Source organism: Aminobacter sp. SR38 (assembly GCF_014843375.1).
GTDB lineage: Bacteria > Pseudomonadota > Alphaproteobacteria > Rhizobiales > Rhizobiaceae > Aminobacter > Aminobacter ciceronei.
The window spans coordinates 4,465,096-4,483,162 of record NZ_CP062112.1; the positions used below are offsets into that span (position 1 = coordinate 4,465,096).

An 18,067-nucleotide genomic window follows, 5' to 3' on the forward strand; every position below is an offset into this window, starting at 1 on the left:
AGCCTTCGGCGGAGCGGCAAATCGTCCTGCAATCAAGCGTTGGCGCGGTCTCCTGCCTGCTTGATCGCTGCCTGCGTCAGGCTACTTGCCGCTGATCTTTCCATGTCTCGTGCTGCTTGCCCCATGCTGACATCGCAGTCACGGCATCGTTCAGGCTGAAGCCTAATGGCGTGATGGAGTATTCCACGCGTGGCGGCACCTGGTCATAGGCGTGCCGGCTGATCAGCCCGTCAGCCTCCATCTGCCGTAATTGCTGCGTGAGCACCTTCTCGCTGATGCCAGGCAGCAGCCGGCGCAATTCCGCAAAGCGGTGGGGCCGCAGGTGCAGTTCCCACAACAAAGGGGTTTTCCATTTCCCGCCGATAGCCTGCATCGCGGTGGCAAAACCGCAGCTGTCGGGTTCCTTGCGCCTCATTTGGCAGCTCCTGTCATGAACTCAGTAGCTTACTTCAAGGTGCGTACTTCACAACGCGGTGACAGTACATATGTTCGGACCGAGCGCGCGCCAAACATAAACCAGCCCCTGGTTGAGAGGGGCATTCGCTTGTCGGAGAAATCGTCGTGAAATCAAATGTCTGCGTGCTCGGTGCGGGCCGCATGGGCTCGTCTATTGCCAGAACATTGCTCGACCGGGGTTACCCAACATCGGTCTGGAACCGGACTGCTGCAAAGTGCGAAGCCTTGGCTGCGCTGGGAGCGAGGGTCGCATCTTCGGTGGAGGATGGTGTCAGGGTGGCCGATGTCGTGATCATCAATGTTCTGGACTATGTGGCCAGCGAGGCTTTGCTGAGGTCTGACAACGTCCCTGCGACGTTGGCCGGCAAAGCCGTCGTACAGCTCACCTCCGGCTCGCCGCGTCTGGCCCGGGAAGAAGCGCGCTGGGCAGAGGCGCTTGGTGCCTGCTATCTGGACGGAGCAATCATGGCGACTCCGGATTTCATCGGCAAACCCGAGGCGACCTTGCTTTATTCCGGCTCCCGCGAGATCTACGACAAGCACAAGCTGCTGCTTTTCGCGCTCGGCGGCGGCACGAGTTATGTCGGCGAAGTGCCCGGGCAAGCCTCTGCGCTCGACACCGCCTTGCTCACCCAGATGTGGGGCGGGCTCTTCGGCGCGCTCCAGGGCATGGCTGTCGCCGAGGCCGAGGGTCTCGATCTGGAGACGTTCAGGAGCCTTCTCACGGCGTTCAAGCCAGTTGTCGATGCCGCGCTGTTCGACGTGGTCGACAGGACAAAGGCGCGTCGCTTTGCCGGCGACGACGCAACGCTCGCGTCATTGGGCGCCCACTACAGCGCCTTCCAGCACCTGCTCGAAGCATGTGAGGAGCGAGGGCTCGACGCGTCCATGCCGCGCGCCATGGACGCGATCTTCCAACGGGCGCTTTCGCTCGGGAGTGGGGTCGACGATTTTGCATCGCTTTCCCCGTTGCTTCGAAGGGAGCCGGCGAATGCATAGCGGTGAGACGAGGCGAACCGCGACCTGCTCATGCCGAGGCGTCGAGCTTGTCCTCACTGGGGAGCCGCGGCGTGTCTATGCGTGCAGTTGCACGGAGTGCCAGAGATGCACTGGGGCGGCGTTCTCATACCGGGCTATCTATGCGGATTCCGCTGTCGTCGGCCAGAAAGGCGAGACCAGATCCTGGCGGCGAACCGGCTCGTCAGGACAATGGTTAGAGCAAACATTCTGCGTCATGTGCGGATCGGTGGTATTCATGCGAGCAGAACGGCTGATAGGTGCGTTGTCGGTATCGGTTGGCTGCCTGGAGGACCAGGATTTCCTGGCACCGACAATGCTCCATTGGCCCAACAGAAAGCATAAATGGCTTTGCCTGGAAGGCGTTGGCGAAGCAGCCACGCCATGAACGGTCGGATCGCGAAAGGTAGCGTGATAACAAGCCCCCGCTGCGCTGATCGCATCCCGCGTTTGACCGGCGCAACCGCAAAGCGCCTCTGCGGAGCCACAAATGATGGCCTGATCTGCAGCTAAAACCATTGTAAATCAATGTTTTGGCGAATTTCGGCAAGAATCTGCCAAAACTTGACGTTCAAACCCTGACACTACAGTTGTTAGTCATTATATGAGGGTCGACATTACCGCTCTACGAGGGAACTGCCGATGACGATGTCCAGAACGACCCGCTTTGCCACACTGTTCGCAGGGTTGTTCCTTGCATTCTCCATGGTCGCCGTCGACCAGGCCGATGCGCGTCGCGGCGGCAGCTTCGGCAGCAGGGGAGCGCGCACATTCCAGTCGGCACCGCCGACCCGCACCGCGCCGCAGCCGGCAGCGCCAGTCGAACGCTCGATGACGCCGACCACCGGCCAGGCGACCAACCCGGCCACCAATGCCGCACGTCCGGCCGCTGCCGCCCAGCAGCGTCCCGGCTTCATGGGCGGCTTCGGCGGCGCAATGATCGGCGGCCTGCTGATGGGCGGTTTGCTCGGCATGATGATGGGCCAGGGTTTTGGCGGTCTCGCGGGCATGTTCGGCATGCTGATGCAGATACTGCTGATCGGCGGCGCCATCTGGCTCGCTTTGCGCTTCTTCCGCTCGCGCCAGGTGCAGAATTCCGGTCCGGCGATGGCTGGAGCCGGTGCCGGAGGCGGCAACTTCAACTATCGTGATGCGGCACCTGCTGGAACCGGCAAGGCCAATGGCGGCAGCCGCTCGTTCACCATCCCGAGCATCGGCGGCAGCCGCACTGAGGCAGTGCTGCAGCAGCCGGTGAGCAAGGACATCACCGTATCGGGCGAAGATCTCGACACCTTCCAGCGCATGCTGACCGAGGTGCAGGAAGCGTTTGGCCGCGAGGACCACAAGGCGCTGCGCCGCCTGGTGACGCCGGAGATGGTGTCGTATCTCTCGGAAGAACTGGCCGACAACGCCCAGAACGGTGTGCGCAACGACGTGACCGACGTCCAGCTCTTGCAGGCCGACATCGCCGAAAGCTGGAACGAAGGCGACCGCGACTATGCCACGGCGGCTATGAACTATTCGTCGATCGACGTGACCCGCAACCGCACGACGGGCGAAGTGGTAGACGGCGACGAAAACGAGCCGACCGAGACGACCGAACTCTGGACCTTCGTGCGCCAGAACGGCGGCGCCTGGCAGCTGTCGGCGATCCAGGAAGCCTGAGCCGACCCCCTGATTCTAGCGCCCGCAGTTGTCCCTAGCAGGGGATGGCTGCGGGCGTTTTGATTCTTGCGGTAGCCGCAAAGCGCGCCGTTGGCCCCACTGCAATTCCGATTGCTCTCGAATCCATTCTAGGCAAGGTTGCGAGTCGGAAGGTCGGTGTTTCCACGCGATGCCAGGATGGCCATGGCCGACAATACTCTCGTCTCGCCGGACTTCCTGACGCTGACGCTCGGAATCGTCGTTTACTTCGTCGGCGTGATCCTGAACCGCCGCATCGCTTTCCTGCGCAACTACAACATTCCCGAACCGGTCACCGGTGGGTTTCTGGCTGCCGGAGCCATCGGGATACTCCATGGACTGACCGGCCTGCAGGTCATCTTCGAGATGGCGACCCGCGACAAGCTGCTGGTCATCTTCTTTGCCACCGTGGGCGTCAATGCGCGGTTGTCCGACTTGCGCACGGGCGGGCGGACATTGTTCGTACTGGCCGTACTGACCGCCGTCTTTGTCTTCGTGCAAAACATCGTCGGCATGGCCGGCGCCGGGCTTTTCGGGTTGCCGTCATCGGCGGGGCTGATCATGGGTCGATATCTCTCGTCGGCGGACATGGCACGACCATCGCCTGGGCGCCGACGATCGCCAACGAGCACGGCTTTCCTACGGCCGTCGAAGTGGGCATCGCGGCCGCGACGATGGGGCTCATACTGGCGAGTGTGCTGGGCGGGCCGGTGGCGAAGTTTCTCATTGCGCGCGGCAAGCTCAACGCTGTGCCACAAAGCTCCGTTGTCGAGGAGTCCGCCGAATCCGTTGCCGCGCCGATCGATACGGCCAACTTCATGCAGGCGCTGCTGCTGGTCCAATATCGCCGTGATCCTCGGCTATCTGGTTCACGGGACGATGCTTCACATGGGCATTAAGCTGCCGCTGTTCGTGCCGTGCCTGCTCATGGGCATCGTTTTGTCCAACACCGTGCCGCTCGCCTTTCCAAGCCTGACATAGCCGGCGCGCACGCCGGCGATGACGCTGATCTCGGAATATTCGCTGTCGGTGTTCATTGCCATATCGCTGATGAGCATGCATCTGTGGACCCTGTCGGGTATAGCCGGGCCGCTGCTCGTGGTCGTCGTCGTCCAGGCATTCGTCGTCATCGCCTATGTCTGGATCGTGCTGTTCCCGCTGCTTGGTCGGGACTACCAGTCGGCTGTTCTCAGCGCCGGCTTTGTCGGCCTGTCGCTGGGCGCGACGCCAACGGCGGTCGCCAACATGACGGCCGTGGCCAGGCACTATGGACCTTCGCCAAACGCCTTCATCATCCTGCCGCTGGTTTCCGCCTTCTTTGTCGACCTGATCAACGTGTTGGCGATCCCGTTCTTCCTGGCGTGGTGAAGCGGCTCACAAGCCGCGCGTCCAGCTGGACGCGGGCCATAACACTTCGAATCCGTGCATGATTCCGGGCGAAAATCGGTTTTCGGGCACTAGCCGCTGTGCTTCTCCAGGAATTCCTCTGCCGACAGGTTGCGGAAGTCGTCGAGCGCAACACGCAGCCTGGCGTGATCCCAGTCCCACCATGCGAGCGCCTGGAAGCGGTCCGCCGTCTTGCGGTCGAAGCGCTCGCGCAGCGGTTTGGCCGGCACGCCGGCGACGATGGTGTAAGGTGCGACATCCTTGGTGACGACCGCGCCTGAGCCGACCGCCGCACCGTCGCCGACGGTAACGCCCGGCAGCACCGTCGAGCCGTGGCCAAGCCAGGTGTCGTGGCCGATGGTCACCGCGTTCGACCGGCGCCATTCGAAGAACTCGGTCTCGTGGCTGGCATCTTCCCAATAGTCCGAGGCGCGGTAGGTGAAATGATGCAGCGTCGGCCGCCAGGTCGGATGGTTGGTGGCGTTGCAGCGCACGCTTGCTGCGATGTTGGAGAATTTGCCGACCGTCGTGCACCACAGGCTGCAGTCCTGCATGACGTAGGAGTAGTCGCCGAGCGAACTTTCGCTGATGCGGGTGCGCTCTGAGACTTCGGTCCAGCGGCCGAGCGTCGACTGCGTCACCTCGGCCGATGGGTGGACGTAAGGCTGTTCGGACAGCTTGCGGCTCATGCTGCAACCTTTCCGGCGGCAAATGTGGTGACGTCAATGATGCGGTCGGCGACCGCCTCGCGCACGTCGGCGTCGTGGAAGATGCCGAGCAGGGCCACACCCTTCAGCTTCTTCTCCTCAATCAGTCCGATCACCACCTCGCGGTTGGTGGCGTCGAGCGATGCCGTCGGCTCGTCGAGCAGGAGCACCGGATGGTCGGTGATGAAGCCACGGGCGATGTTGACGCGCTGCTGCTCGCCGCCGGAGAAGGTGGCGGGCGGCAGGCTCCACAGACGTTCCGGCAGGTTCAGCCGGCCGAGCAGTTCCGAGGCGCGGGCATGAGCCTCGGAGCGTTCGGTGCCGCGGGCGACCAGCGGCTCGGCGACGACGCCGAGTGCCGAGACGCGCGGAACGGTGCGCAGGAACTGGCTGACATAGCCGATGGTGTCGCGGCGCACTGCCAGCACCGTGCGCGGGTTGGCGGTGGCGAGGTCGACAAGCTGGCCATGGTGATCGACGATGATCTGACCCTGGTCGACGCTGTAGTTGCCATAGACCATCTTCAGGATCGAGCTCTTGCCGGCGCCAGAGGGGCCGCCGAGCACGGCGCATTCGCCAGCCCGGATCGAGAACGAGACGTTGGCGACCACCGGCAGGCGGATGCCGCCGCGCAGGTGCATCGTGAAGGCCTTGGCGACCTCGGAGACGATGAGTGGGGTGGCCATGTTTACAACCCTTTCCTTGTGAGCATGATCTTGTCCGAAAACCGGGAGCCACTTTTCGGGATCATGCTCAGACCTGCAGGATGGAGGAGACGAGGAGCTGGGTGTAGGGCGCGCGCGGATCATCGAGCACACGGTCGGTGAGGCCGGCTTCGACGACATGGCCGTCCTTCATCACCATCATGCGCTGCGACAGCAGCCGGGCGACGGCGAGGTCATGCGTGACCACGATGGCCGCCAGCCCGAGATCGGTGACCAGTCCGCGCAACAGATCGAGCAGGCGCGCCTGCACCGACACGTCGAGCCCGCCGGTCGGCTCGTCCATGAACACCAGCCGCGGGCCGGTAACGAGGTTGCGGGCGATCTGCAGGCGCTGGCGCATGCCGCCCGAGAAAGCGCGGGGTTCGTCGTCGATGCGCTCCTCGTCGATCTCGACGCGGCCGAGCCAATCGACTGCAGTAGCGCGAATGTTGCCATAGTGGCGGTCACCGATGGCCATCAGCCGTTCGCCCACATTGGCGCCGGCCGACACCGTCATGCGCAGCCCGTCGGCCGGGTTCTGATGAACAAAGCCCCAGTCGGTGCGCATCAGGAAGCGGCGCTCGGCCTCGCTCATGCGGTAGAGGTCGCGCCACTGGCCGTCGCGCATGCGGTAGCTCGCAGTGCCCGACGTCGGCAGCAGCCGCGTCGACAGGCAGTTGAGCAAGGTGGTCTTGCCCGAGCCGGATTCACCGACGATGGCCAGCACCTCGCCCGGCCAGAGGTCGAAGGAGATGTCCTCGCAGCCGATGCGCGAACCGTAATATTTGGACAGCGCCGTAACGCGCAGAAGCGGTTCATCGGTCATTGGGCAGGCTCCAGGATATCGGGCGAGAGGTGGCCGCGATGGCCGCAGGCCTGGCGCGTCTCGCAATGGTCGGTGTCGGAACAGACGAACATGTGCCCGCCCTTGTCATCGAGGATGACCTCGTCGAGATAGACCTGCGCGGCCCCGCAGAGCGCACAGGGCTGGTCGAAGGTCTGGATCTCGAAGGGATGGTCCTCGAAATCGAGGCTGACCACCCTGGTGAAGGGCGGCACGGCATAGATACGCTTCTCGCGGCCAGCGCCGAACAGCTGGAGCGCGGGCGACATGTGCATCTTGGGATTGTCGAACTTCGGTGTCGGCGAGGGGTCCATGACGTAGCGGCCCTCGACCTTGACCGGATAGGCATAAGTCGTGGCGATGCGGCCGTGCCTGGCGATGTCCTCGTAGAGCTTGACGTGCATCAGCCCGTATTCCTCGAGCGCGTGCATCTTCCGTGTCTCGGTCTCTCGCGGTTCGAGGAAGCGCAGCGGCTCGGGGATCGGAACCTGGTAGACCAGCGTCTGGCCCTCGGTCAGCGGATATTCCGGGATACGGTGACGGGTCTGGATGATCGTCGCCTTCGCCGTCTCGGTGGTCACTGCGACATCGGCGACCTTCTGGAAGAAGGCGCGGATCGAGACGGCATTGGTCGTGTCGTCGGCGCCCTGGTCGATGACCTTGAGCACGTCCTCAGGACCGATGATCGCGGCGGTCACCTGCACGCCGCCGGTGCCCCACCCATAGGGCATCGGCATTTCGCGGCTGGCGAACGGCACCTGGTAGCCGGGAATGGCAATGCCCTTGAGGATCGCCCTGCGGATCATCCGCTTGGTCTGCTCATCGAGATAGGCGAAGTTGTAGGTTGCGATGTCTGTTTCAGGCGTGCTCATTCCGCCGCCTCCCGCTGTTCGGTTCCGTTGGTCTGGTTGCGCTTCTCATGCTCGCCGCGCATGCGGCGGACGAGGTCGAGTTCGGCCTGGAAGTCGACATAATGCGGCAGCTTCAGGTGTTCGACGAAGCCGGTCGCCTGGACGTTGTCGGAATGCGAGACGACGAACTCTTCGTCCTGTGCCGGTGCGGTGATGTCCTCGCCCAGTTCGCCGGCGCGGAGCGCCCGGTCACATAGCGACATGGCCATGGCCTTGCGCTCCGACTGGCCGAAGACCAGCCCGTAGCCGCGGGTGAACTGCGGTGGCGCCTTGGCCGAGCCCTTGAACTGGTTGACCATCTGGCACTCGGTTACGCGGATGCGGCCGAGGCTTATGGGGAAGGGCAGTTCAGGAACGTCGAGCTCGAGCTCGACCTCGCCGATGCGGACCTCGCCGACGAAGGGATGGCTGCGGCCATAGCCGCGCTGCGTCGAGTATCCGAGCGCCAAAAGAAAACCCTCGTCGCCGCGCGACAGCGCCTGCAGGCGGATGTCGCGCTCCATCGGAAACTCGAGCGGCTCGCGGGTGATGTCACCCGTGAGGTGGTCCTCGGGCAGCTCGCCGTCGGCCTCGATCAGCCCTTCATGGGCGAGGATCTCGGACACACGCGCCATACGCTGGCCGTCGCCTTCGCGCTGCTCGGGAGTAGCCACTTCGGCATCGGTGGCGAGTTCCGGGTCGAGCAGGCGATGGGTGTAGTCGAAGGTCGCGCCGAGCAGCTGGCCGCCGGGCAGGTCCTTGTAGGTCGCCGAGACACGGCGCTCGACCTGCATGGCAGCCGTGTCGATCGGCCTCGTGTAGCCGAAGCGCGGCAAGGTGGTGCGATAGGCGCGGACGAGGAAGATCGCCTCGATCAGGTCGCCGCGCGACTGCATGATGGCGAGCGCGGCAAGCTCACGGTCATAGAGCGAGCCTTCCGACATGACGCGGTCGACGCCGAGCGCCAACTGTTCGACGATCTGCTCGATGCGCAGCGACGGCACCGAGCGGTCACCGCGGCGGCGGTCGGCGAGAAGGCGATGGGCGTTGGCGATGGCGGCTTCGCCGCCTTTGACAGCAACATACATATCAGGCCTCCATCGTTTTGATGCGGACAGTGCGGGGCAGGCAGGCGACCGCTCCGGGCGCCGCCAGGATCACATCGACGCCGCGCGGGAAGCGGGCGCCGTTCTGCTTCCACTGCTCGACGAAATGGCGCGGCAGAGGCGTCGGCGCGATGCTGTCAGTGGTCTCGATGCCGGGGCCCTCGAGATGCAGAGGTGCACCATCGGTCAGGCTGTCGACCTGCAGGATCAGTGTCGTCGAGCGATCGGGATATTCCTGCGTTCCTTGCGCAAAGTTTTCGAGCGAGATCAGGTTGGCCGGGTTGGCGACAAGGGTGAAATGCGCGTCGGCCGGTGTCGCGGCCAGCGGCGCGCCGGTGTGGAAGCCGAGCCAGGACTTTGCCGCCGAGACCTGCAGCCCGGCATCGAGCCAGAGCGGAGTGTCGTGGTCGCACAAGGTCAACGCCACCGCACCCGCGGTGGCCGCCAGCGGTGCAGGCGGCTGTGCCAGGCCAGCTACCCGCTGGACCGTCCCGGGACGCGCCATGGCGTCCATGACGGCGCGGAAAACCGTCTGGGCATTAAAAACCGGGTTGGCAAAGCCGCCGTCAATCACATCCATCTGATCCATCAGTCCTCTCCGCGCACCATGGTGAAAAAGTCGACCTTGGTCGCTGCCGTCTCGGCACGACTGGTCGCATCGGCTTCGGCTTGTGCGGCACGCAACGGTGCGATGACCTTCTCTTCGATGTCGGCGCGGCGGTCGGCATTCTGCCAGAGGGCATCGGTGATGGCCGAAAGGCGGGCCTTCTCCTTGTCGCGGCCGAGGGCATAGGAATGGCCGATCTCGCCGCCTGGCAAACGCACCGTGGCGCGAGTCACCGTCGCCTCGCCGAAGTTGAACGGCGCGCCGCCGCCGCCGATACGGCCGCGAACCGACACGAGGCCGGTCTCGGGTCCGCGCAGCATCTCGGCTTCGCCAGAAATGCCTGCCGCCGCGCACAGCCGCTTCAATTCGTCCACTGGTGCCAGCGAAAGCGCTGCCATGGCCGCCTTGCGCGCCGTCTCCAGTTCTCTTTCCTGCCGTCGGTCCATCTCTTTCGCGCCGCTCCATTTCGAATTTGTCTATTGTTCTATACAATCGAACAACTTACAATGGGCTTGTAGCGAGGCTCCGTGACGGATGCATGACAAGTCGCAAACTGGGACGGTGGATTTGAGCGGGCAGGGACGGGAACAGGCGGTGACACGCAAGAGCGGGGTGGCGCTGTGGCGCCAGATCGCCGACCAGATCAGGCAGGCGATATCGGCTGGAACTCTGGGCGCCGATGGCAAGCTGCCGCCCGAAATGATCCTGTCCGAACGCTTCGGCGTCAATCGCCATACCTTGCGCAGCGCCATTGCCGCGCTTGTCCAGGAAGGTGTGTTGCGCGCCGAGCAGGGGCGCGGCACTTTCGTCGAGAGCCGCCAGAAGCTCTCCTACCCAATTTCGGCGCGGACGCGCTTTTCCACAGGGCTGCGCGAGCAGACACGCGAGCGCCGCAGCATCCTCCTGGCCGACGCCATAGAGCCTGCCCTCAGCCGTGTCGCCGAAGCCCTGGGGCTTGCGCCGGATGCGCCGGTGCTCCGGCTGGAAACGCTGAGCGAGGCCGACGGCCGGCCGGTGTCGCGCGCGACGAGCTGGTTCGACGCCGAGCGCTTCCCCGACTTCGCACGGGTCTACGCCGAGACCGCGTCGATCACGCTCGCTTTCCAGCATTTTGGAATCGAGGACTATTTCCGCAAGTCGACACTGGTTTCGGCGCGCCATGCCGATGCCGCCGACCTGACCGATCTCAAGCTGTCCGCCGGCGCCATCGTACTCGTCGCCAGGGCGATCAACGTCGACACCGCAGGCGTGTCGGTCCAGTACGCTGAAACCCGCTTTGTCGCCGACAGGGTCGAGCTCAGCGTCTCGACGGAGGCCTGAGGTTCCAACTATTTGCCGCGGCCGCCAAGGCGCATGGCGGTTCATCTCAGCGTATCGTCGATTCCTGGCGTTTGGATGCGATTCCCATGGCCGTGCTTAGTTGGCTGCCAGCGCAAACCTATGCGGGGTCTGCTGGCTGCATATGTTGGTGGGCAAACAAGATTCTTTCTAACAATGCTTGACATTTGTCCGGTTTAGAGAAAAATTCCAGTTTAGTGGAATTTGCGGACGGAATGTCGGAATTCAGGACTGGCTTGGTGGAGGACTTTGCGCCAGTTCATTAGTAGTCTGTAAAACACCGCTGAGAATACCTCTTCGCCGGCTTGTCGGTCGCGCAGTCCTTTCGACTGCGTGAGGGCGGGTTTTATTGCGCGGCGAAAGCCGTGCGCGTGATCGATATTATCCAAATGGGGAACATAATGAACAATATTCTGGTACCGAACCGCCGTACGGCGCTGAAGATGCTTGGTGGTGGCGCCGCAGCCCTTGCGATGCCCGCCGTCTTCCGCCCGACCCCCGGCTGGGCCGCGAACGGCGTGCTCAACATCACCACCTACGACAAGTTCCTGCCGCAGGAATTCCTCGACAAGTTCCAGAAGGACAGCGGGATTCAGGTCAACATCCGGCTGACCGACGACCAGGGCAAGCAGTACAATCTGCTCACCGCCGAGGGCGCAAGTCCTTCGACCGACATCGTCACCGTCGCCGGCCATCGTTATTCGCAGTTCATCAGCTCGAAGCTGCTGCAGCCGCTCGACACCGGCAAGATTCCGAACTGGAAGAACCTCAACCCGGCCTACCAGAACGCTGCCTGGGCGCGCGTCGACGACAATCTCTGGGGCCTGCCGATCCTCGCCGGCTATGAGGGGCTCGCCCGCAATGTCGACTATGTGAAGGAAGCGCCGAGCTGGGAGATCATGTTCGACCCGCAGTACAAGGGGCAGACCTCCTATATCGTCAGCGATTTCATGACCATCGTCATGCAGTATCTCGGCCATGACGGCGACTTCGTCAGCTATGTCGACAAGGCCGACGTGGCGCAGAAGGCGACCAACGAAGCGCGCGATTTCCTGATCAAGCACAAGGACATGGTGCGCAAGTACTATGACGCCGGCTCGGAAGTGCAGCAGATGTTCATCAACGAGGACATTTATCTCGGCCATTCCTGGTCGGGTCCGGCTGCCAAGCTGATCATGGACGGTCATCCGATCCAGCTGTCGGTGCCGAAGGAAGGCACGTTCGGCTTCTGCTATACGCTCAACGTCGTCAACAACGCGCCCAACGCCGAGAACGCCTACAAGCTGCTCGACGCCGTGCTGGCAAGCCCGGAGGTGGGTGCCGCAATGACCCGCCAGTCGGGCTACAGCTCGACGATCAACGGCGTCGCCGACCTGCTCAACGACCGCGAAAAGCTTGCCTCGACGCTGCCGCAGGAAGAGCTTGAGCGCATCGTCTTCTTCTCATCGGTCAATCGCGACATGAAGAACGAGATGATCGACCGGGCGACCGCTGAGGTCAAAGCGGCCTGACGAGGCGAAAGCCTCGCACGGCCCATCGCCTGTCCCGGAGCGCTGCGACGATCTCCGGGACAGGCTGCCGGCCTGTCATGTGCATGACCCTCGAAAATCGGGCACGATTTTGGAGTGGGCTCATGCACCGGTTCAGAGAGTTACAGCGTTCTGAGCGAGGCGCTGTAGTCCCACAACGCGCGATGACTGACCTGCCGGCAGTGCCTGGCGGTACAAGTTGGGCTGCGCCAACCGAGATTGTTTGATGGTGAGTAGCAACACGACAGCCGGCTATGAGGCAGGGCGCGGCGACGCGCCGGTGCCCAAATATTCGACCGGCATCGCCAAGGTGGTCAATTCCGCGCTCTACCGGCATACGCTGGGGGCCGCGGTCGAGTCCCGGATCGGCCGGATCATCCTTCTGGCCGGGGTGCCGCTGGTCTGGCTGATCATGCTGCATGTCGGGCCGATCTATCAGATGCTGAAGATCAGCCTGATGTCCCACTACCCGGTGCTGCCGGGTGTGGAATCGCACTTCACCCTGGACAACTACGCGATCTTCTTCAAGGAATCGCTCTACTTCACGCCGCTGATCAAGAGCTTCATCTTCGCCACGGCAGCGACGGCGGTGACGCTGGTTGTGGTCTACCCGGTGGCCTATTACGTCGCCAAGGTCGTCAAGCCGGAGGGCCGTTCCAAGGCGCTGCTGTTGCTGCTGGTGCCGTTCTGGGCCGGTGAGTTGATCCGCACCTTCTCGGTGATCATGCTTCTTGCCAACCGCGGCGCGGTCAACGTGCTCTTGCGCGAGATCGGCCTGATCGACCGGCCGATCCCGATGCTCTACACCTCGTTCTCGCTCGGCTTCGGCCTGGTTTACCTGATCTGCCTCTACATGCTTTTGCCGCTCTACTCGGCGATAGAGAAGATCCCCGGACAATATCTGGATGCGGCTGCCGATCTGGGCGCCGGTCCGTTCACCCGCTTCCGCCGGATCATCCTGCCGCTGTCCAAGGACGGCATCGTCTCGGGCTGCTCGCTGGTGTTCCTGACCTGCATCGGCGTCTTCGCGACCCCGATGCTGCTCGGCGGACCCAACACAGTGCTGTTTCCTGAAACCATCAGCGGATTTTTCCACGGCGCCAGCGACAAGTGGCCGGTCGGCGCCGCCTTTGCTCTGATCATGCTGGTCACCGCCTTGGTCACCGCAGGCATCTTCATGCGCCTCGTCGGCGGCAAGAAAAGGAGTGCATTCTGATGCGCAACATGTTTGCAGACGCTCCGCGCACGTCGCTGACGGCGATTTACTGGGCCTTCCTGCTTTACCTGCTCCTGCCGCTCACGCTGATGATGGCGATGAGCTTCAAGGACGCCAACTTCGTCGCCTTCCCGATCGGCGATTGGACCCTCGACTGGTATGCCAAGGTGATGCAGGACAAGCAGTTCCTGGAAGCCTGCCTGTACTCGGTGATGATTGCCGCCGCCTCGACGCTCGCCGCAACCACGCTCGGTACCTGGATCGCCATGCTGATCGTCGCCGAAGGCATCAAGGGTCAGGTCATCATCTTCGCGCTCGCCTGCCTTCCGGCTGTCGTGCCAGGCATGATCTCGGCCATCTCGCTGCGCATCTTCATCTCGACAATCGACATGCCGACGGGAACCGCGGCCATCATCCTCGGCCACACGGTGCATGCAGTGCCCTTCGTGGTGGTGATGGCGCTGACCCGCCTGCGCTCGATGCCGGGCAATCTCGTCGATGCCGCGCGTGACCTCGGTGCCGACAGCATCGTTGCCTTCTTCCGCGTCACGCTGCCCTATCTCGGGCCGGCGCTTGTCGGCGGCATGATCTTCTGCGTGCTTCTGTCGATCGACGACTTCGTGCGCACCTTCTTCCTGGGAGGCTATCGTCCGACCCTTCCCATGCTGATCTTCGCCAAGGTGCAGGGCGGCATGTCTCCTGAAATCAACGCAATGGCGACACTCGTCCTGGTGGTTACCGCCGCCGTCGGACTTTACGCCGAATACATGACCCGCCGCGCGAGGACCCGCTGATGCAACCCGTCGTCCAGTTCGACAATGTCACCAAGAGCTACGGCAAGCATGTTGCCGTCGAGAACCTGAACCTCAGCATCGAGGCGGGCAAGTTCGTCACGCTGCTCGGCCCGTCCGGCTGCGGCAAGTCGACTTCGCTGCGCATGCTCGGCGGCTTCGAGACGCCGAACTCCGGCCGCATCCTGCTCGGCGGCAAGGACGTGACGCGCGTGCCGCCCAACAAGCGCAACGTCAACATCGTGTTTCAGGACTACGCGTTGTTTCCGCATATGAGCATTGCCAAGAACATTGCCTTCGGCCTCGAGCTCAAGGGGTTTGACAACCAGCACATCCACCGCCGCGTCTCGGAGCTGCTCGAGCTTGTCCAGCTGCAGGATTATGCCAAGCGGTTGCCGTCGGAGCTGTCGGGCGGCCAGCGCCAGCGCGTCGCGCTGATGCGCGCCTTGGCTCCCGATCCGGAGGTGCTGCTGCTCGACGAGCCGCTGTCGGCGCTCGACGCCAAGCTGCGCCAGCAGATGCAGATCGAGCTCAAGTCGATCCAGGAAAAGACCGGCAAGACCTTCATGTTCGTGACCCACGACCAGGAAGAGGCGCTGACCATGTCCGACACGATCGTGGTCATGAACAAGGGCCGCATCGAGCAGATGGGTGACCCGAACACGCTTTATGGCCGTCCAGGCTCTGTGTTCGTCGCCAACTTCATCGGCGAGACCAATCTTTTGCGCAGCACAGTCGTCGGCACCGAAGGTGACCAGGCAGCGCTGAACTGGAACGGCGTCACCATCAAGGCAGCACAGGGCGGGCTTACGCCAAAGGCCGGTGACCACCTCTATGTCGTGCTGCGTCCCGAGGCGATCCACTGCTCGGCCGCCGAGCCGGAGAGTGGCAACCGCATCAAGGGCAAGATCCGCCAGCGCGTGTTCAAGGGCAACCACACCTCGCTTTCGGTCGAGGTCGGCGACGGGACCATGCTCAATGCGCTGGTCCATCCCGCCGACGTCAGCCAGCTCAATGGCGAGGAAATCTGGGTCGGCTGGAAGCCAGAGACGACGACGGTCATCCCCGACCGCCACGCGCACAACTGAGACGACAAATAGGCGACAAGGGCGGCCCGCGTCGAGAACCGGTGCGGGCCGACAGCAGGCAGGGCAGGACATGCGACATGACGAATTCGACCGGACACCAGGGGCGACCTATGGCGTTTGACGTACAAGCGCCGTTGCAAGCGGCCGCCGCCGGCCTCGCCGAGCTCGAACAGCGTGTTCGCGACGAGCTGGCCTGCCTGTGCTACCCGCCGTCGAACTGGGTGGTGCCGACATCAGCCGAGGGGGAAGAAAAGGTCCATGACGTCGTCGTCATTGGCGGCGGCATGTGCGGCCTGGTCGCGAGTTTCGCCCTCTTCGGTGCCGGCATCCAGAACATCCGCATCTTCGACCGCAGCCCGACGGGCTTTGAGGGGCCGTGGCTGACTTATGCCCGGATGGAGACGCTGCGCTCGCCCAAGCAGTTGACCGGCCCGGCCTATGGCATGGCGTCGCTGACCTTTCGTGCATGGTATGTCGCCCAGTTCGGCAACGATACCTGGGCTGAACTCGACAAGATCCCCCGGCCGATGTGGATGGAGTATCTGCGCTGGTACCGCAAGGTGCTCGACCTGCCGGTCGAGAACGGCGTCGAGGTCAAGACGATCGTGCCGGAAGGCGAATTGATGCGGCTGACGCTGTCGGGCGAGGGCGCTCGGGAAAAATCGGTGCTGACCCGCAAGGTGGTGATGGCGACCGGCCGTGACGGCATGGGCCATCCAAGCATTCCGGGTTTTGTCGACGGCTTGCCGCGAAACTATTGGGCGCATTCCTCCGATGCAATCGACTTCGCTGCCCTGCGCGGCAAGCGCGTGGTCGTTGTCGGCGTCGGCGCATCTGCCGTCGACAATGCCGCTGAGGCGCTGGAGGCAGGAGCGGCGGAAGTCCGCCATCTCATCCGCCGCAAGCAGATGCCCTGTATCAACAAGCTGATGGGCATCGGCTCGTTCGGCTTCACCGCTGCCTTCCCGCAGCTCGGCGATGCCCGGCGCTGGCAGATCATGAACTATTCGCTGCGCACCCAGACGCCAGCGCCGCGTGGCTCGACGATGCGTGTCAGCCGGCATCCCAACGCCTGGTTCCATTTCGATGCGGCGGTCGAGAAGGCCGAGCTCGACGGCGACGAGATCGTCATCTCGACCTCGCAGGGCAAGGCGGTCCGCGGCGACTTCCTGATCCTCGGCACTGGCTTCGGCGTCGATCCGCTGGCGCGCAAGGAGCTCGACGGTTACGCCGACAAGATCCTGCTGTGGCAGGACCGCTTCACGCCACCTGAAGGCCAGGAAAACACCGAGCTTGGCAACTACCCCTATCTTGCCAACGACTTCACCTTTCTCGAACGCGAGCCGGGACAGGCACCGTGGCTGGCCAACATCCACAGCTTCAACTCCGGGGCGGCCGCCAGCCTTGGCAAGATGAGCGGCGACATACCGGGCATCAGCGAAGGTGCGGCGTGGCTGGCGCGCGAGATCGCCGCAAAGCTCTACAGCGAGAATTTCGGCCAGTACTGGCAGCGCCTGCTCGACTACGACACGCCCGAACTGCGCGGTGACGAGTGGACGGCATCGCCCTTGCCGGACGAAGCGCCGGCAGCGGCCCGCAAGCAGGCATAAGAGGAACGGCATGACTGACACCATAGACGTGATCGCCGCGATCGTCGGCATAGCGCCGGGCAGCGAACTGGCGGCGGTCGTCGCCGGCCGCGCCGACATCATGGCGCTGACCCAGCAGACGCATGATGCGGCGCTGACGCCCGCTGAACCCGGCGGTCTCACCCATGCCGAGCGCGCAGCCCTGGCCTGCCGCATCGCCAAGATCAACGACGCCGGCGATTTCGAGGCGCATTTCGAAACCCTGCTCGACAGCTCGGGCGCCTCAGGCGACACCGCGCGCATTGCCGACATCTGGTTCGACGGCGGCGGCGACATCAGGCTCAAGGCCCTGATCCGCCATGTCGATCTCGTGGCACATGCGCCCAAGGATGCGACGCGCCGCGATATCGAACTGCTGCAGGAAGCCGGGCTAACCGACGCCGACATCGTGCGCCTGTCCGAGCTCGTCGCTTTCGTCAGCTATCAGATCAGGGTTGCCGCCGGGCTGCGGCTGATGCGGGGACTGGCATGAGCAAGGTCGTTCACGAATTCACCACCGCGGTCCCCGAGTGGAAGCCATACGTCAAGCCGCTCGATCTCGCGGATGCCACTCCGGCACAGCTCGAGGCGCTGAAGATCACGCCGTCCAACACCAAGGTGTCGGACTACGTGCTGGTGCTGGCCCATGACGTCGAGACGCTGACTCACCGCTCGCCGCTGTTCAACGGGGTGATGTACAACAAGGGCGGCCTGTCGCGCGCCGAGCGCGAGATCGGCGCCGTCGGCGCGTCGATCGTCAACCGCTGCATCTACTGTGCGGCGGTGCATGCCAGCCGCTACAACCAGCTGGCCAAGGACGAGACCGTCATTGCGGCGATCTTCGCCGACGGTGTCGAAGCGGTAATTTCGCCGCGGCTGAAGGCGATCCTCGACTTTTCGGTCAAGCTGTCGAAATGCCCCTCGGACGCCGATGCGTCCGACATGCAGGCGCTTGTCGACGCCGGTCTCGGCAAGGACGAGATCCTCGACCTGATCCTGTCGTCGTCGCTGTTCGGCTGGGCCAACCGGCTGATGCACACGCTTGGAGAACCGCTCGCCGAATAGTTGCCCGTGGCG

20 protein-coding genes and 1 pseudogene are annotated in these 18,067 nt (G+C 63.6%); 13 read left to right on the forward strand and 8 right to left on the reverse strand.

Annotated elements, in window-relative coordinates; translation table 11 throughout:
• Positions 1-76: 76 nt before the first annotated feature.
• Positions 77-415, reverse strand: a complete 339-nt coding sequence (locus IG197_RS21805; RefSeq protein WP_192314965.1) for a helix-turn-helix domain-containing protein — start codon at positions 413-415, stop codon at positions 77-79.
• A gap of 146 nt (positions 416-561) precedes the next feature.
• Here IG197_RS21805 and IG197_RS21810 point away from each other — a divergent pair, with 146 nt between their 5' ends.
• From IG197_RS21810 to IG197_RS36845, 5 genes and pseudogenes are all read left to right on the forward strand, one after another.
• Positions 562-1,455, forward strand: a complete 894-nt coding sequence (locus IG197_RS21810; protein ID WP_192314967.1) for an NAD(P)-dependent oxidoreductase — start codon at positions 562-564, stop codon at positions 1,453-1,455.
• On the forward strand, positions 1,448-1,861 hold the full coding sequence (locus IG197_RS21815; protein WP_192314969.1) for a GFA family protein: 414 nt from the start codon (positions 1,448-1,450) through the stop codon (positions 1,859-1,861). Before IG197_RS21810 ends, IG197_RS21815 begins: the two co-directional genes overlap by 8 nt.
• Before the next feature lie 254 nt (positions 1,862-2,115).
• Positions 2,116-3,138: a Tim44 domain-containing protein gene (locus IG197_RS21820; RefSeq protein ID WP_192314971.1), complete on the forward strand. Its 1,023-nt coding sequence runs from the start codon at positions 2,116-2,118 to the stop codon at positions 3,136-3,138.
• A gap of 183 nt (positions 3,139-3,321) precedes the next feature.
• Positions 3,322-4,055: pseudogene (locus IG197_RS36840) on the forward strand (sodium/glutamate symporter).
• A 100-nt stretch (positions 4,056-4,155) separates the two neighbouring features.
• Positions 4,156-4,524 (forward strand): sodium/glutamate symporter, encoded by a 369-nt coding sequence (locus IG197_RS36845; protein ID WP_371746478.1) that lies wholly within the window; start codon positions 4,156-4,158, stop codon positions 4,522-4,524.
• Positions 4,525-4,613: 89 nt separating this feature from the next.
• Here IG197_RS36845 and IG197_RS21830 read toward each other — a convergent pair whose 3' ends face one another.
• The 7 genes from IG197_RS21830 to phnG form a co-directional block, all read right to left on the reverse strand.
• On the reverse strand, positions 4,614-5,231 hold the full coding sequence (locus tag IG197_RS21830; protein WP_192314973.1) for a DapH/DapD/GlmU-related protein: 618 nt from the start codon (positions 5,229-5,231) through the stop codon (positions 4,614-4,616).
• Positions 5,228-5,935 (reverse strand): phosphonate C-P lyase system protein PhnL, encoded by a 708-nt coding sequence (gene phnL, locus IG197_RS21835; RefSeq protein ID WP_192314974.1) that lies wholly within the window; start codon positions 5,933-5,935, stop codon positions 5,228-5,230. Before phnL ends, IG197_RS21830 begins: the two co-directional genes overlap by 4 nt.
• Before the next feature lie 67 nt (positions 5,936-6,002).
• Entirely contained in the window at positions 6,003-6,779 is a 777-nt protein-coding gene (phnK, locus tag IG197_RS21840; RefSeq protein WP_192314975.1) for a phosphonate C-P lyase system protein PhnK, read from the reverse strand.
• Positions 6,776-7,669, reverse strand: a complete 894-nt coding sequence (locus IG197_RS21845) for an alpha-D-ribose 1-methylphosphonate 5-phosphate C-P-lyase PhnJ (RefSeq protein WP_192314976.1) — start codon at positions 7,667-7,669, stop codon at positions 6,776-6,778. Before IG197_RS21845 ends, phnK begins: the two co-directional genes overlap by 4 nt.
• Positions 7,666-8,775: a carbon-phosphorus lyase complex subunit PhnI gene (locus IG197_RS21850; protein ID WP_192314977.1), complete on the reverse strand. Its 1,110-nt coding sequence runs from the start codon at positions 8,773-8,775 to the stop codon at positions 7,666-7,668. The genes IG197_RS21845 and IG197_RS21850 overlap by 4 nt, the downstream gene beginning before the upstream one ends.
• A gap of 1 nt (position 8,776) precedes the next feature.
• Positions 8,777-9,382 carry a phosphonate C-P lyase system protein PhnH gene (phnH, locus tag IG197_RS21855; RefSeq protein ID WP_371746479.1) on the reverse strand — a complete coding sequence of 202 codons (606 nt, stop codon included), beginning with the start codon at positions 9,380-9,382 and terminating at the stop codon, positions 8,777-8,779.
• Positions 9,382-9,846 (reverse strand): phosphonate C-P lyase system protein PhnG, encoded by a 465-nt coding sequence (gene phnG, locus IG197_RS21860; protein ID WP_192314978.1) that lies wholly within the window; start codon positions 9,844-9,846, stop codon positions 9,382-9,384. Before phnG ends, phnH begins: the two co-directional genes overlap by 1 nt.
• Before the next feature lie 88 nt (positions 9,847-9,934).
• Between phnG and phnF the strand changes: the two genes are divergently transcribed.
• The 8 genes from phnF (at position 9,935) to IG197_RS21900 (ending at position 18,055) form a co-directional block, all read left to right on the forward strand.
• Positions 9,935-10,720, forward strand: coding sequence for a phosphonate metabolism transcriptional regulator PhnF (gene phnF, locus IG197_RS21865; protein WP_154386853.1), 786 nt, complete (start codon positions 9,935-9,937; stop codon positions 10,718-10,720).
• A 419-nt stretch (positions 10,721-11,139) separates the two neighbouring features.
• Positions 11,140-12,249 carry an extracellular solute-binding protein gene (locus IG197_RS21870; protein WP_192314979.1) on the forward strand — a complete coding sequence of 370 codons (1,110 nt, stop codon included), beginning with the start codon at positions 11,140-11,142 and terminating at the stop codon, positions 12,247-12,249.
• Between the two features lie 244 nt (positions 12,250-12,493).
• The gene (locus IG197_RS21875) at positions 12,494-13,483 is read left to right on the forward strand and encodes an ABC transporter permease (RefSeq protein ID WP_192314980.1); all 990 of its coding nucleotides are present in this window, start codon (positions 12,494-12,496) and stop codon (positions 13,481-13,483) included.
• The gene (locus IG197_RS21880) at positions 13,483-14,277 is read left to right on the forward strand and encodes an ABC transporter permease (protein ID WP_067958813.1); all 795 of its coding nucleotides are present in this window, start codon (positions 13,483-13,485) and stop codon (positions 14,275-14,277) included. The genes IG197_RS21875 and IG197_RS21880 overlap by 1 nt, the downstream gene beginning before the upstream one ends.
• On the forward strand, positions 14,277-15,362 hold the full coding sequence (locus tag IG197_RS21885; protein WP_067958817.1) for an ABC transporter ATP-binding protein: 1,086 nt from the start codon (positions 14,277-14,279) through the stop codon (positions 15,360-15,362). Before IG197_RS21880 ends, IG197_RS21885 begins: the two co-directional genes overlap by 1 nt.
• Positions 15,363-15,472: 110 nt before the next feature.
• On the forward strand, positions 15,473-16,972 hold the full coding sequence (locus tag IG197_RS21890) for an NAD(P)-binding domain-containing protein (protein WP_192314981.1): 1,500 nt from the start codon (positions 15,473-15,475) through the stop codon (positions 16,970-16,972).
• A gap of 10 nt (positions 16,973-16,982) precedes the next feature.
• Entirely contained in the window at positions 16,983-17,483 is a 501-nt protein-coding gene (locus tag IG197_RS21895) for a CMD domain-containing protein (RefSeq protein WP_067958823.1), read from the forward strand.
• On the forward strand, positions 17,480-18,055 hold the full coding sequence (locus tag IG197_RS21900; RefSeq protein ID WP_067958829.1) for a peroxidase-related enzyme: 576 nt from the start codon (positions 17,480-17,482) through the stop codon (positions 18,053-18,055). The genes IG197_RS21895 and IG197_RS21900 overlap by 4 nt, the downstream gene beginning before the upstream one ends.
• Positions 18,056-18,067: the final 12 nt, after the last annotated feature.